The following is a 15,705-nucleotide window of genomic DNA, read 5'->3' on the forward strand; positions in this document are numbered from 1 at the left end:
TCTTGGCGATTTTTAATATGTATATAAACTAAAAAATGCTAATACAAATTTAAACTTTGTATTAGCATTAAATATTATGGTTATAAAACTGTTTGTGCTATATTATTTGAATGGTCTCCTATTCTTTCTAGATTACTTATTAAATCTAAGAATATAGCACTTCCATTAGATTCACATGTTTTATTGTTTAATCTTTTTATGTTATTTTCTCTAATGTCTTTTTTGTATTTGTCTATAGCATTCTCAACATCACTCATTTTTCTTGCTTCAATTATATCATTTTTACTATATGCATTAACAGCTAGTGTAATTGCTTCTAATGTTTTTGAATACATATTTATTAATTCTTCTTTTGCCTCGCCTTTTATATTTACTTTTGTCTCATTTTTTTCAATAGCCAATTCAACTATATTTTCTGCATGATCTCCAATTCTTTCTATATCATTTATAACATGAAAAGTATTAGATATAGTCTGACTATCTTCCTCTGGCAAATCATGTGAAGATAGCAATACCAAATAATTAGTTATTTGTTTTTCTAATGTATTTATAATTTGCTCATTTTTATATACTGTATCAATTAACTTTTCATCATTTTCTAAAAATGCTTTCATAGAAATTTCCACATTATTTTTTGCAAGTTCAGCCATTCTAACTGTTTCTTTTAATACTTGTCCTGTAGCTACCATTGGAGTTTCTAGCAATTTTTCATCTAAATATATTGCCCCTACATTATCAATAATTTCATCACCTGGTATTATCTTATTAACAATAACAACTAAGTACTTAGATAATGGTAGCAAAATAATAGTTACACATAAATTAAATATTGTATGAGCATTTGCAACCTGTCTTGCTACATTAGTTGGATTTATTTTTTGAACTATATCTATAACTATAGTTACAAATGGTAAGAATATAATTACTCCTATAACATTAAAAAGAAGATGAATTAATGCTGCTTTTTTAGCTGTTTTATTTGATCCGACTGCTGCTAAAAGTGCAGTTACACAAGTACCTATATTACATCCAAATATAATAGGTAATGCTACATTCATATCAATACTTCCTGTTGTTGCTAAGGCTACTAATATACCTGTTGTTGCTGAAGAACTCTGAACTATAGCTGTCATTATAAGTCCTGTTAAAACACCTAAAAATCTACTACTTCCTATAATTGCTATTGTTTCTTTAAACATACTAGATGCTGCTAATGGCTGCATTGATTCAGACATCATACCCATTCCTAAAAATAAAACACCAAAGCCTAATGCTATGTACGCAATATCTTTTGTCTTTTTTCTTTTAGATACTAAAACAATAATAGCTCCTACCCCTATAAAAATTGGTGCTATTTTATTTAAATCAAAAGAAACCATTTGTGCTGTAATTGTTGTTCCTATATTGGCACCCATTATTACACCAACTGATTGAACAAGACTCATAAGTCCTGCATTTACAAAACTAACTACCATTACAGTTGTTGCACTTGAACTTTGAATTACAGCTGTTACCAGTGCCCCTATTAATACTCCCAAATATTTATTACTTGTTACTTTTTCTAAAATACCCTTTAATTTACTTCCTGCTGCATTTTCAAGTCCATCCCCCATAAGCTTCATTCCAAATAGAAATAAACCTAAGCCACCAAATAATTTAATAACCATATCAATAACATCCAAAACTTCTCTCTCCCTTAACTTTAGAATATTTTATTTATATGATTATTTTATTACATTAAATTGATAATATTTGAAATTTAACCTAGTTTTAACTTGACCTTAACTTAATTATTACAAATACCATATTATTTATATTTTGGAGATATAAATAACAGAAAAAAGGTGACTATTCATATCACTAACATCACCTTTTTGATCAATTTTATATAGTTTTTTTAATTAATCTAAACTCTAATATATATTAAAATATCTTTTATATTTTCATCTTACATAAAAGCTTATTTATAATTTATAAAAATTTTATTTATCCCATAAAATCTTATTCAGTATAGGTTTCATATGTGTACATTTTTCTTTCAATATTATGTCATTATTATAGTCAATGTTATTATATCCTAAGCAATCGTTCATACAAAAATATCTAACATTACAATTTTTACATTTATGATTTTTTTCATTGTCTACAATGCTTTTAATTATTTTTTGGTTAATAAAACTCTTATATTCTTTTGAATTAAAAATAACATCTAAATCTTCATTTAATATATTGCCTATCTTAAATTCCTTCTTTTCTAAAAATAAACAAGGATACATATCACCAAATTCGTTAATTGTAAGTTTATTAATACCAGCTTTACAAACTATATTGCATTTCAATTTACCTCTTAACTCTTCTAACTCATCTTCATTTTTAAATGATAAATCTGGATAAGATACCATCCCTATCTTATTAAAGTTAGTTACGCCCCTTCCTTCTGCTGCAAATTGTCTTACTCCACCTTCAACCTCTAACTTTTCGCAAAGTAACATAAAATCATCTATATGTGCTGAATTTTGTGATGTTACTGTCATTGTAAGACTGATTTCTTCTTTTTTAAACCCTGCATTTTTAAGATTTTCTATAGCTTGTACTATTTTAGTATAGACCCCTTTTCCTCTAACAAAATTAGTAGATTCTTCATTATATCCATCTAAACTAATTGATATATCACTTAAGTATTCCTTTAAATCTAATGCTAATTCTTCTGTTATCAGTGTCCCATTAGTTATTATACTTAATTTACCTTTAAACTTATTTCTTATATGTTTTAATATTTCTATAATATCTTTTCTAATAAGTGGCTCTCCACCTGTTAACATTAATGTCTTTATATCTAAGTTAATTAATTTATCTAAAATTCTTTTTGCATCTTCAGTATTTAATATTTCTTTTCCATTTATATCACAATTAGCAGCACAATGGATACAATTTAAATTACATCTTCCTGTTAACTTAAACTCTACATTGTCTATTTTTATATTCTCTTTTTCCATATTATCATTTACAATCATTTCTTCATCAATTAGCACTTCAAATATATCATTCAATTCTAATCTTGTACTTTCTGATTGTATTTTTAAAATATAATTTTCAGGTTTCATCTCATTCGAAATACACTCTCTTACTAATTCAAATTTATCCTTATCTAGTACTCCCCAAACTCCACTCTTACCATTTATGATTATTACTTCATTTTCACTTTTAAGAAATTTTGTATATTTTGAAAATATTAATTTATCATTAAATTCTTTCATACATATCCCCCTGATAAAACATATCCAATATTATAAAGTTTATATATTATTATTTATATGTATAAAAGTGGATTTTAAAATCCACTTTTTGTATTTTAATAGCAATCTCTAGTGCCACCATAATATATATAACTAGGTATTCTTTTTATCTCTTTTTTGCTTTTTCCATAAATTTTCATTTACTATTCCTCCTATACCTTTTATATTATAAATTTAGAAATTACATCATTTTTTAAAATAATGTATACCAAATTCATTGTTTTCTTATAATCATTTCTATAATACTTTCATATTTTCTAAAAATAATTAATTAACGACATTCATATGTTCCACCATATTTAATATATGCTGGTATTCTTTTTATCTCTTTTTTATTTTTTCCATAAACTTTCATTCATTATCCCCCCAATCAACTTTAATTTTTATTAAGTATACTTAATTCAATATTTATTGTATCATCATGGAATTATTTTACAATACATTTTTTGTTAATTTATTTTAAATGTTTTTTTATTTTATTAAAATTTTATAAGTATTTTTACCTTGTAATTTTATTAATTGTATAACTATTACCTTACATTGTATTCATTTTTATAAAAAAATAAAAGGATTGAAAAAGAATAACTCTTTCTCAATCCTATTTATTTTTTTATAAAGAATTTTCAATATCATTTAACATTGTCTCTGTTGAAGTTATGCCTCCAGATATTATATACCATGCTTCAGAATTCAAATATACTATTTTATCATTTTTGTATGCATCCGTTGCTTTTATGATTTCATTATCAAATAGTGCTTTAGCGCTTGATTCTCCACCAATAGCGCTTCCTCTATCTATAACAAATATGTATTCTGGATTTTTATCTAATAAATATTCAAAAGAAACTTGTTGTCCATGGTTGCTTTCTTCTAAAGTTGTATCTATATTATTAAATCCTAGTTGATTGTATATTAATCCAAATCTCGATTTTGCTGCAAAAGCACTTAAATTTCCATCATTAGCCATAACCGTTGACGCATTTATATTTTTACCTTTTACCTTTTTATTTATTTCTTCAATTCTATTTTCTATATTTTCTATTTTTTTATTTATAAAATCTTCTTTATCAAATATTTCTCCTAATGCAGTCATATTACGTTTAAAGTCATCCATATAATTACTTCCATCTACGCCTAAATAAACAGTTGGTGCTATTTCTTTAAACTTATCATACATATCTTCTTGTCTTCCACTAATAACAATTAAATCTGGTTTTAATTCACTTACAGCTTCAAAATCAGGCTCTTTTAAATCTCCCAAATTAACATACTTTTCATCTTCATATTTTGAAAGACTTGATGGAACACTTGCTTTAGGCAGTCCTTTAACTTCTATTCTCATATTATCTAATGCATCTAATGCACCATAATCAAAAGTAACTACAGTTTTAGGATTTTTAATAACTTCTACTTCTCCCTTTCCATCAGTTATTGTAATTAATTCTTTATCATTTGTTTTTGTATCTTTATTTCCAACTAATGCAAATGCACCAATTACTCCTACTATTGCCAATCCAGCTATTATTGCTACTTTTTTATTCATATTAATCACCTCTAGAATTATTTGATATTTAAAATCATTATCATTAATAATATATACTTATTTTATTTCCTTCTATTTCTTGTACATTAAAATCCATTTCATATATTTCTTTTAACGTGTTTTCATTTATTATTTCTTCAACATTACCTTCTTTCGCTATTTTCCCATCTTTTAATGCTACTATGTAATCGGAATAACATGATGTAAAGTTTATGTCATGCATAACAAGAATTATTGTTTTTCCAAGTTCATTACATAAATTTCTTAATACTTTCATCATTTTTACTGAATTATTCATATCTAGATTGTTTAATGGCTCATCTAAAAATATATATTCTGTTCCCTGTGCAATTACCATTGCTATGTATGCTCTTTGCCTTTGTCCACCACTTAACTCATCTAAATACTTATTTTGAATATCTGTAAGATGCATATATTCTATAGCTTCACTTACATATTTTTCATCTTCCTCTTTTAATCTTCCCTCACAATATGGAAATCTTCCAAAGCTAACAAGCTCTTTTATAGTAAGTCTTATATTGATATTGTTTGATTGTTTTAATATTGCAATTTTCTTTGATAGCTCTTTTTTATCCCATTCTTCAATCTTCTTTCCTTCAATAAATACCTCACCTTCATCCTTATTGATAATTCTAGTTATAACGGATAGTAATGTACTTTTTCCTGCTCCATTAGGTCCTATAAAAGAAGTTATTTTACTTTTTTCTATCTTTAACGTTACATCATCAACAACTTTTTTATCCTCATATTTCTTTACTATATTTCTAACTTCAATCATATCTTGCTCTCCTTTAATAAAAGATACATAAAATAAACTCCACCAATTAAATTAATAACTACACTTACTGGAGTATTTAGCTTTATTATTCTTTCAATTAATAATTGCCCTGAAACTAATGTAAATAAACTTACCAGAACACTTGTACATATTAAAATATTATGTTTGTATGTTTTCATTACTTGTCTTGTTATATTAACCACTAAAAGTCCTAAAAAAGTTACAGGTCCAACTAATGCTGTTGAAATAGACAAGAATATAGATATTACTACTAAAAACTTTTTAACTACTTTATCATAATTTATTCCAAGATTTATAGCATGATCTCTTCCAAGACTTATAACATCTAAATATTTTATATCATCATATATAAAAGGTATCACTATTAAAATCATCAATATTGCAATTAAAAGTATATCTACATTTACATTATTAAAACTTGCAAATAATTTATTTTGTAAAACTAAGAACTCATTTGGATCTATTATCATTTGCATAAATGAAGATAAACTACTAAAAAGTGTTCCAAAAATCATTCCAACTAGTAATAAAAATAATATATTTGCACCTTTACTCTTAAATAATACTTTATATAATGCAAAAGATGATAAAACCATAAAACCAACACAAATTATAAAATTTAACTTCTTATTCGTTATTAATAAACTACTTGCACCCAATGTAAAAAATATTACTGTTTGAATAAGTTCATATAGTGAATCTAATCCTAAAACACTTGGTGTTAATATTCTATTATTTGTAATTGTTTGAAACACAACTGTTGAAAATGCTATAGTTCCAGCTGTTAATGCTATTGCCACTAATTTAGGTACACGTTGTGACATTGCATAACTTATATTTTCTTTATTTACACCTAATGTTAAAAATAAAATCATAGATATACTCACTAATATTGTTAATAAATATATAGGCTTGTACAACTTATTTAATACATTCTTATTTATTGAATTTAAACTTGAATCTTGTCTTTTTACATTAACTTGCATAAGAATTCCTCCTAAACAGCATGATTAAGAATGTAATACTACCTATAACCCCCACTGTAAGTCCTACTGAAATTTCATATGGATATATTAAAATTCTGCTAACTATATCACATACTAAAACAAATAATGCCCCAAATAATGCTGTATCCCAAATTATTTTATTAACATCATCACCTTTATAAAGTGAAACTATATTAGGAACTATAAGCCCTATATATGGTATATTGCCAGCGGTTATTATTACACATACTGTTACTAATGCCACTATTATTAATCCTAAATTCACTACACTTTTATAATTAACACCTAAGTTTATTGCAAAATCTTCTCCCATCCCTGCAACAGTGAACTTATTTGCATATAAAACTGCTACAATCATTAATGGAATACTCAAATATACAAGCTCATAGTTTCCCTTTAATATCATTGAGAAATTTCCTTCCATCCATGAATTCACATTTTGAATTATGTCAAATCTATATCCTAAAAAGGTAGTCATTGAACCAATTATATTTCCACACATTATACCTACAAGTGGCACAAAAATTACATTTTTAAACTTAAGCTTTCTTATAAAAGTCATAAATATAAATGTACCTATCAATGCAAATATAAATGATATAATAGTTTTTTGCATTATACTTGCACTTGGAAAAATAATCATTGCAACTACAATTCCTAATTTTGCAGAATCAATTGTTGCACCTGTTGTTGGTGACACAAATTTATTTTGACTTATTTGCTGCATTATAATTCCACATATGCTCATTCCCATACCAGCTACTAATATACTAACAAGTCTTGGTACTCTACTAACAAGCATTAAATGTATGCTTTCCTTATTTCCACTTAAAACATCTGTAATACCTATATTCTTACTTCCTAAAAATAATGATATTATAGAAAAAATTATAAGCAGAACTACTAAATGTCTTTTTCTTACCTTCATAATTTCCACCTATCTGAATTGATAATTTGTTTTAATTGATAATTAATTTCATTTAAATATTATAATATTTTCCTTTCATCGTCAATATATTTTTTAATTTAATTTAATTTTATATAAAATTAAATACTTAGCCTCTGCTTGTGAGAATTAATTCTTATAAATAATCACTCCTTATATATTACTTTTAATTTTTTATCCACATTATAGTCCGCCAAGGTTGAAACCTCGGCTGTGAAAAAATAATTTTTATAAATTTTATAAATGATATTGATTTTCATTCGCATTTATTGTATATTATTTATGGGCTTTAAATTATCGCGGCAAATTTCTAAGGAGATGATAATTATGGCAAAATTTATGGGACCTAGATTTAAACAATGTAGACGTCTAGGATTAAATGTATGTGGGCATCCAAAAGCAATGGATAGATCTACAAAAGGCACATCTAGAGCTGATAAAAAGCTTTCACCTTATGGTGTTCAATTATTAGAAAAGCAAAGATTAAAAGCTTACTATGGAGTACTAGAAAAACAGTTTTCTAATTATGTAAAAAAAGCTACTAAAGATACAGATCCAACTGGATATGCTTTACTAAAAAGATTAGAATGTAGACTTGATAATTTAGTTTACAGACTTGGCTTTGCAAATTCTATTCGTCAAGCAAGACAAATGGTTGTTCATGGACATATTTTAATTAATAATAAAAAAGTTGATATTCCTTCTTACAGTGTTGAAATTGGAGAGGTTATATCTTTAAAAGAATCATCTAGAAATAATTTATTATTTAAAGATAACTTCATTAATTCTTTAAATCAATACAATTATTTATCTAAAGACTATGATAATTTCTCAGGAAATCTCTTAAAATATCCTGAAAGAGAGGAAATTCCTATTTTAATTGATGAAATTTCAATAGTTGAATTTTACTCTAATCATTAATTTTTTAAGTTTATTAAAGAGTATAGATAAATATTACTTTTATAATTAATCTGCTATATCAATTAATTTAAAAACTTTAAACGTTGCCAATATTTATGGGTTTTAAGTATAAACTAAAATATTAGTTTATAACCCTATATTTATCTATATTCTTAATATAAAGATTGGAGGTGAATTAATTCTATGAATGAAACTGCTCAAAACTCTTCTATAAGTAAATTTTTCTTTTGGGAAGATAAACTTATTAAAGATACTCCTTTATGGAATTGTAATTTTGATAATAAACCATTAACTCACAAATCAAAATTTGTCTATACTGGAATAATAAATAACTCTAAAAATATATTTGAATGTGGTTGGGCATCTTATCCAGATATATTTACACTTTTAGGTTTTGTTCAACATGTATTTTTACCTACATCACTTTTAACATGGTTTGATAATAGTATAGATACTGGCTTTTTCATACCGCTATCACACTTTGATGTTTTAATTGATGAAATACAAAATAACAACACTAAACTTGATTATAAGAAATTCTTTCATATGGAAAAGAATTTTCACCTCCTAAATCAATATTGGGCATTTGATTCTAATTCCCTATTCATAGAATTAGATAACTTTTGTAATCAATTTAGTGAAACTTGGGACTCCAAGGATAAAAAAGTTTTTATTAAAATATTTAATAATCCTAATGAAATATTTAATTTCATTAAGAAATCTCTTGAATGGGATTTTGAGGATTTTATTGAGCAAGAAATAAATATGAGTTTAGACAAGCTTAAATTTACTTGCCAAAATGCTATAATTGCACCTTTACTAAACAAAAAATTTATAGATATATTAAATATTAATATGCCTATAATGTTTTAATTTTACTATGATTTCTTTGATTAAAAGCTATCAATTTTTCCGTAAATTGATAGCTTTTAAATTTAATTTTTGTTTAAATTGCTTATTAATTCCTTATAATATTCATCAGTCTGTTTTTTATTTTCTCCACTAACAAAAACATATTTATCTTTTAATTTAATAACTATATATTCACCCTCTCTAGAATATACATATAACATAGATTTGCCATATCCATCTATATTATAATGTCCTAAACTATAATTTTCTGTACTTGCACCATTTGTTCTAACTCCCTTTGGTATACTATTTATAATTTTAATATCCTCTATTTGATCAATATCAAATGACATGCTATACATAGGTGCTGACATTACTACTTTATTTTCTCTTATATTCATATTGAATTTAGTAAAATCTAAAATAATAAACATAAATACGAGTCCAACAAGGAAAATAGCTGTTAAAATGTAAGAAATATATACTATATTTCTGCCCTTTTTAGTTCCCATATTATATGTCATTCCATATCCTACACGCTTTGCAACCATAGTTCTTGAATCATTGGGATTATTATAAATATCATACTTCCAATACTCATCTTCATCACTATATATTGGGGTTTCACAAGTTTTTATTAATTTATTTTGTTCATTTCTAACTTTTTCATTAATAATATAAATTCCGCCTAAAATTATAAATGATGGTGCTATAACAATTATTAAAATTAAAATCATATTTATGCTATTCATCTTAATCAATAAAAACATAAATAACATACTTAAACTTTGTATAGTTGCAGCAATAACACATCCTAACGTCCAATTTTTTTTAAATATTTTATTACATACCAGATTAATTTTACTATCTTCACTGAAAACCTTAGTTCTATCCTTACAATAAGCATTGTACATAAAGATAAATATAATAGTTCCTATTAACCCAATAAATGATAAATATATAATAGATGTATCTATAATTTGTCTATCTTTTATTACTATTAATATTGGAATAATAGATAAAATTAAACTTGGTATAAACCAAGTTTTAGACACAACCATTGTATCCTTTAACCTAGTAACTTCTGTGTCTATATTTATAATATATCTATTTTTAATAAACCAATCTTTTTCTCTTTTTAATTCTTTTAATTCTTCATTGTATTTTATAAAAACCCTATAATTTATATACATTAATCCAAAAATCCATAAAAATAAATAGGCTATTTTTAAAGAAATATAATTTACAATTATTGTAGGCAAAAATAGTAATATACTATAACACATAAATTTTTTGTTAGCTTTTTTATACTTATCCAATATTATTAAAACCTGAGAATTTTTAAGTTCTGAACTTGGAAGTGTAACCCCAAGTATAATATTATTTTTTTCTGCTACTCCACTACTGTTATTTATAAAAATTGCAATTATAGTTGTTAAAGCGGTAATGAATAAAATTATATTTATAAACATATCTAAATCTCACTTCCTTTAAGCTTTAAACCATCCATTTTATTAAATATATTCTCACACATATTAATAAATTCATCATAATTAATTCCCTTTAAGCCAGATTCAACTATTATAAGTTCAAGTTCACTTTCTACTTTTTCTTTAAATTCTTTGCTTGTATCTATCAATGGATTTACTCTAGCACCATGTCTTCTATCTATTTCAATATAACCTTCATTTTTTAAGATATTATATGCCTTATTAACAGTCATTGTATTTATTCCTATATCCTCTGCCATTTGCCTTACCGTGGGAAGTCCTTCTCCAACCTTAATCTCTCCCCTACCTATGCCCATAACAATTTCATTTCTTAATTGAACATAAATAGGTATATTACTAGACATGTCTAACTTTAAAATCATATTTTTCACCTTCTATTTAAGTATTATTTGTATTATATATTATAATACAAACAATACTTAAATAGAATAGTTTTTTATTAATTAATAAAAAATTCGCACCTATTTAGATACGAATTTTTAATATTCTCTTTGATATTTAATTTTTATAGATTATCTATACCATCAATAATTTAATTTGTGGTTATTCATATCTCCACCACCTTAGTCCTAATTAAGATTGATAGATTTATTTATAGGATATAAATTTAAAACTAATTTGAATTTTTTATTTTCTAAATTACTCCAAAACTTATCAGTAAAACTATCTGCTACTATAACATATGGATAATCATTAGTGGCTTCTTCACCTGGCTTAAGATTTAAATTCATCGTTGAATTATCTCCATTAATTACATTGAAAACTTTCATATCAGGTCCAGTACACCACTGTAATGTACTTATAGAAAACATATATGATTCTATATTTTTAACTTCATTACTATCATTTTTCACATTTAACTTTACAAGCAAAACCTTCATTTTTCCTTCATCATATTCTTTTGAGAACGTGTTATCTGGTAAATTCATTTTTTCAAGTTCTTTGTCATTTAATATTTTAAATTCTTTTGCTGTAATTTTTACTCCATTATATTCTACTGCTTCATTTAATTTGTGTTCTTCTACAATTGGACTTGGATATTTATTATTTATATATATATATCTTGAGACAATGGCAATTCCTATTAAAATGAACATGATTATGAAAATTATTTTTTTCTTATTGATTTTTATAGCTTTATTTTTCATCAATATTACCTTCTTTCAATTCTCTATGTCCTTTAATAGCACCATTTTCAATTATAAATATTTCATCTGATAAGTACTCCAATTCTTCTGAATCATGACAAGAAACTAATATTAAAGCTCCTCTATCTCTATGTTCATGTAATATCTCTCGTACTACTTTTACACTTTTTTCATCTAATGCATTTATAGGTTCATCTAAAATTATAATATCTGGATTTTCCATTATCGCTGCTGCTATTCCCAATTTCTGTTTCATTCCTAATGAATACTTTTTAAATTTCTTTTTATCATCTGGGTCAAGTCCAACTAAAGAAATAGTTTTTCTAATATGCTCTTCATCAATTTTTCCTTGAATATCTGCAAGAATTTTCAGATTTTTATATCCAGAATAATTTCCTATAAAACCTGGATTTTCAATAAGTGCTCCTATACTTCTTGGAAATGAAATATCTTTTCCTAATACTTCACCATTTATTACAATTTCACCTTCAGTAGGTAAAATTAATCCGCAAATTGCTCTCATAAGCATGGTTTTTCCTGAGCCATTTTTACCTTTTAAACCATAAATTTTTCCTTGTTCCATTTTTAAATTTATATTATTAAGTATGGTGTTTTTTGCTATTACCTTAGTTAAACTTTTTACTTCTATCTCCATATTAATCCCCCTATAATACTCTAATTCTTATCTAATATATCTATTTTTTTAAATTTTAAAATTCCTATAATTATAGATATTATAATTATAATTGTTCCTATAATTAATCCATTAATAGTATTAACCCCATTTAAATCTATTTTGCTATTTCTAAGTATCATTAAATAATTTCCAATAAACATTCCATTGCAATAGAATGTTGAAATTACAAGTATTGAAATTATAACTATATTACTTAAAATAGATGTTGTAAATAATGCTACTGTCATTTGAAATAACGATAATGCTATTGATATTATTATAGGTAGTAGTATGCATATACAAAAAAATGTTTGCGATGTAAAACTTGTTGTATTTACTTGAGAAATATTCATGTTAATTTCATTTGTTGGAGTTAATGAAATTCCTCCATTAAATACTGAAAACAAAATCATCACAACATAACCTATAGCATAATAAATAATAACATTTCCTATTACCCATATACATTTACTAAGAAACCATTGGTATCTCTTTTTTGAGCGAAGTAATATTTGCATTCCATAAGTTTTTAAATCTAATAATGGATAATATCCTATAATAAAAGTAAGAAATATATTTATTAATATCCATGATGCAGGTATTTTTAATGTTTCTAATTTATTATCAAAATTAAAACTTGTCCTTCCTTTATATATTTCAATTACATAATCAGAAAAGTTGGGCAAATTTTTTAAAGAATTATATTTCACTTCACTTGATATAATGCTTTGAAAATTAATTATAAAAAATAAAAAAATTAAAAATACTATAATATATTTTTTCCATGAATAGATAGTTCCCATAATAAAATCATGCTTAACTTGCATTAAAAACATATTCTTAGATTTTTCTTTTTTCTTATATGCATCATTCATTTAAAAATTCCTTTCCCTTTGATATATGTTTTCCTATTAAAGTGATTATAAAAATTAATACAATTCCATATAAAATTCCTAGAATTATTTTTTGTTTATTTACCCACAATTTGTAATCTATTGATATAACTCTATTAAATATTTTTAAAAATATTGCATGTCTTTCAAAAATATTTATAGCCATTATTATAACTAGTGAAATGATTTTTTTATCAGTTATCCAATATATAAGTAATGCTAAGGAACTCATTACTATCATTTTTATTGAATACACTAAAAAGAAGTATATTATTACTTTTAAAAAACTAACTTTTAATAGAAGTCCTTTGTTTTCAAAATTAAAAATACTATTTGGTTTATTCCAATTTATGTATGAAGTTGAATACAAAGCACCTATAAAATAAGTGCATATAGATACATAAATTGTTATAAACACCGAAAATAATACTATTTTATATATCTGTTTGAACCAAAGTTTCTTTCTATTTTTTTCTTGTAAAACAAAAAAAATATTAAAATCATTTTTAACTATAAAAAAGAAAACAATTATAGTAACAGGCAGTATAATTGTTGCGCTTCTTGCTGATGTCACAGCAATTAGAAAATCTGCAATACTTAATTGTATATTACTTCTCATTGCTGATATTATAATGTCTCTATAATCTATTAATAACATAATAATCAAAAAAAATAAGTAACTTAAAATTGATATCCAATTATTTTTTATATTTCTAAAAAAATCACTTGTCCAAAGTTTTAAATCATTAAATATAATTTTCTCACCTCAAACTTTCCATTTCAAATTGTGAATTTGTACTTAATATCTAACCTTTAATACTTTTCCATTTTGACCTCTAGCTTTATAGTCTACAGTTCCAATAATTAGCTCAACATTATTATAATCTAACTCATCATCCCACATTATATATATTAAATCTGTTGTAAACTCTTCATGTGGTTGCAAATTATAATAAAAGTATCTCTTATCTTGTCCCTTATCTTCTTTATTAGTCAAAAGTACAGATCCACCATTTATTATTTTGTTATTATTATCATAATAATAAATTCCATATTCCCCTAGGTTTTTCTCTAAAACTTTATCTGTTTTATTTTTTATTGTCATATTTATGATAAAGTATGAAAATTCATTTGTTATATTTCCTGCCTCATCAATTTCTACTGTCTTTTCCTCTATAATTTTCCCTTCCTCATTAACCTTTGCCATAGGATAGTCTTTTATCATTTTAAAGTTTTTTTGCTCTTTGCTTCTTTCTACTTTATTAACTATATAAATTGAATCATCAAACTCTATTTCTTTTCCAACTTTAAATTCTTCTCCATTTTCATCAGTTTTTTCAGTAACACTTGTAATTTGTCTTCCTTCCAACTTTTCACCTGCTGATATTACATGACCATCTTTTGGTTCATTTTCACTTTCATTTTCTTTTTTATCATCTTTTATGTTTTCATTTTTCTTACTATCTTCTGATTTACTATTTAAAACATTATTTTTAGGTATAAAATTATTTTTAAGTAAACTATTATAAACTACTACCATTATCATAATCACGCCACAAACTATCAAAGCTATTTGTTTTTTGTTCATTTTATAGCACCTCAATACTTCTAATTTATATATTTCCTTTCACTTTAACTTCCATTTTAAAATGTATTTTGATGTAACTAAAAACTATTTATTTAATACTTCTATAATTAATATCTAACTTTTAATGTTTTACACTGTTGACCTCTAACTCTATAATCTACACTTCCAATAGTTAATTCAACATTGTTATAATCTAAATAATTGTCCCACATTATATATATTAAATCTGTTGTAAGTTCTTCATGTGGCTGTATATTGTAACAAAAATAACGTCTATCTTGACCATCATATTCTCTATTTGTCAATGTTGGTGCAGCTCCATTTATTGTTTTATTGTTATTATCATAAAAGTCAATTTTATACTCTCCTAGATTTTTTTCCAAAACCTTATCTGTTTTATTTTTTATTGTCATATTTATAATAAAGTATGAAAATTCATTTGTTATATTTCCCTCATCATCAATTTCCACCATTTTTTCTTCTATAATTTTTCCTCTTTCATCA

The 15,705-nt window shown here is 24.6% G+C and carries 16 protein-coding genes; 2 read left to right on the top strand and 14 right to left on the bottom strand.

From position 1 onward, the window contains the following. Positions 1-80 precede the first annotated feature (80 nt). The 6 genes from BN346_RS03580 to BN346_RS03605 all read right to left on the bottom strand — a co-directional run bounded on the left by BN346_RS03580 (position 81) and on the right by BN346_RS03605 (position 7,594). The gene (locus BN346_RS03580) at positions 81-1,682 is read right to left on the bottom strand and encodes a Na/Pi cotransporter family protein (RefSeq protein WP_034439481.1); all 1,602 of its coding nucleotides are present in this window, start codon (positions 1,680-1,682) and stop codon (positions 81-83) included. Positions 1,683-1,982: 300 nt separating this feature from the next. After that, complete coding sequence (locus tag BN346_RS03585) at positions 1,983-3,257, bottom strand: radical SAM/SPASM domain-containing protein (RefSeq protein ID WP_034439483.1); 1,275 nt, start codon at positions 3,255-3,257, stop codon at positions 1,983-1,985. 649 nt (positions 3,258-3,906) lie between these two features. Next, positions 3,907-4,839 (bottom strand): siderophore ABC transporter substrate-binding protein, encoded by a 933-nt coding sequence (locus BN346_RS03590; RefSeq protein ID WP_051539969.1) that lies wholly within the window; start codon positions 4,837-4,839, stop codon positions 3,907-3,909. A gap of 43 nt (positions 4,840-4,882) precedes the next feature. Then, positions 4,883-5,638: an iron ABC transporter ATP-binding protein gene (locus BN346_RS03595; RefSeq protein WP_034439488.1), complete on the bottom strand. Its 756-nt coding sequence runs from the start codon at positions 5,636-5,638 to the stop codon at positions 4,883-4,885. Next, on the bottom strand, positions 5,635-6,645 hold the full coding sequence (locus BN346_RS03600; protein WP_081770906.1) for an iron chelate uptake ABC transporter family permease subunit: 1,011 nt from the start codon (positions 6,643-6,645) through the stop codon (positions 5,635-5,637). The genes BN346_RS03595 and BN346_RS03600 overlap by 4 nt, the downstream gene beginning before the upstream one ends. Next, entirely contained in the window at positions 6,635-7,594 is a 960-nt protein-coding gene (locus tag BN346_RS03605) for an ABC transporter permease (protein WP_034439490.1), read from the bottom strand. Before BN346_RS03605 ends, BN346_RS03600 begins: the two co-directional genes overlap by 11 nt. A gap of 345 nt (positions 7,595-7,939) precedes the next feature. Here BN346_RS03605 and rpsD point away from each other — a divergent pair, with 345 nt between their 5' ends. Both rpsD and BN346_RS03615 read left to right on the top strand, forming a co-directional pair. Beyond that, a complete protein-coding gene (gene rpsD, locus BN346_RS03610; protein ID WP_034439493.1) occupies positions 7,940-8,533 on the top strand; it encodes a 30S ribosomal protein S4 in 594 nt (197 codons plus the stop codon). A 183-nt stretch (positions 8,534-8,716) separates the two neighbouring features. Then, positions 8,717-9,406, top strand: a complete 690-nt coding sequence (locus BN346_RS03615) for a hypothetical protein (protein WP_034439495.1) — start codon at positions 8,717-8,719, stop codon at positions 9,404-9,406. Between the two features lie 62 nt (positions 9,407-9,468). On the opposite strand, the gene BN346_RS03620 is transcribed toward BN346_RS03615, so the two are convergent. The 8 genes from BN346_RS03620 to BN346_RS03655 all read right to left on the bottom strand — a co-directional run. Beyond that, positions 9,469-10,857 (bottom strand): PH domain-containing protein, encoded by a 1,389-nt coding sequence (locus tag BN346_RS03620; RefSeq protein WP_034439498.1) that lies wholly within the window; start codon positions 10,855-10,857, stop codon positions 9,469-9,471. A gap of 2 nt (positions 10,858-10,859) precedes the next feature. Then, a complete protein-coding gene (locus BN346_RS03625) occupies positions 10,860-11,258 on the bottom strand; it encodes a GntR family transcriptional regulator (protein ID WP_034439499.1) in 399 nt (132 codons plus the stop codon). Positions 11,259-11,465: 207 nt separating this feature from the next. Further along, positions 11,466-12,044: a DUF5028 domain-containing protein gene (locus BN346_RS03630; protein WP_034439502.1), complete on the bottom strand. Its 579-nt coding sequence runs from the start codon at positions 12,042-12,044 to the stop codon at positions 11,466-11,468. Next, positions 12,034-12,699, bottom strand: a complete 666-nt coding sequence (locus tag BN346_RS03635) for an ABC transporter ATP-binding protein (protein WP_034439505.1) — start codon at positions 12,697-12,699, stop codon at positions 12,034-12,036. The genes BN346_RS03630 and BN346_RS03635 overlap by 11 nt, the downstream gene beginning before the upstream one ends. 20 nt (positions 12,700-12,719) lie before the next feature. Beyond that, positions 12,720-13,595 carry a hypothetical protein gene (locus BN346_RS03640; protein WP_034439507.1) on the bottom strand — a complete coding sequence of 292 codons (876 nt, stop codon included), beginning with the start codon at positions 13,593-13,595 and terminating at the stop codon, positions 12,720-12,722. Then, positions 13,588-14,271: a hypothetical protein gene (locus BN346_RS03645; RefSeq protein WP_034439510.1), complete on the bottom strand. Its 684-nt coding sequence runs from the start codon at positions 14,269-14,271 to the stop codon at positions 13,588-13,590. The genes BN346_RS03640 and BN346_RS03645 overlap by 8 nt, the downstream gene beginning before the upstream one ends. A 141-nt stretch (positions 14,272-14,412) precedes the next feature. Next, positions 14,413-15,201, bottom strand: a complete 789-nt coding sequence (locus BN346_RS03650) for a hypothetical protein (RefSeq protein ID WP_034439513.1) — start codon at positions 15,199-15,201, stop codon at positions 14,413-14,415. A 107-nt stretch (positions 15,202-15,308) separates the two neighbouring features. After that, a partial coding sequence (locus BN346_RS03655; protein WP_034439515.1) for a hypothetical protein occupies positions 15,309-15,705 on the bottom strand: 397 nt, incomplete at its 5' end.

It is taken from the genome of Clostridium ihumii AP5 (assembly GCF_000612845.1).
Classification (GTDB): Bacteria; Bacillota; Clostridia; order Clostridiales; family Clostridiaceae; genus Clostridium_J; species Clostridium_J ihumii.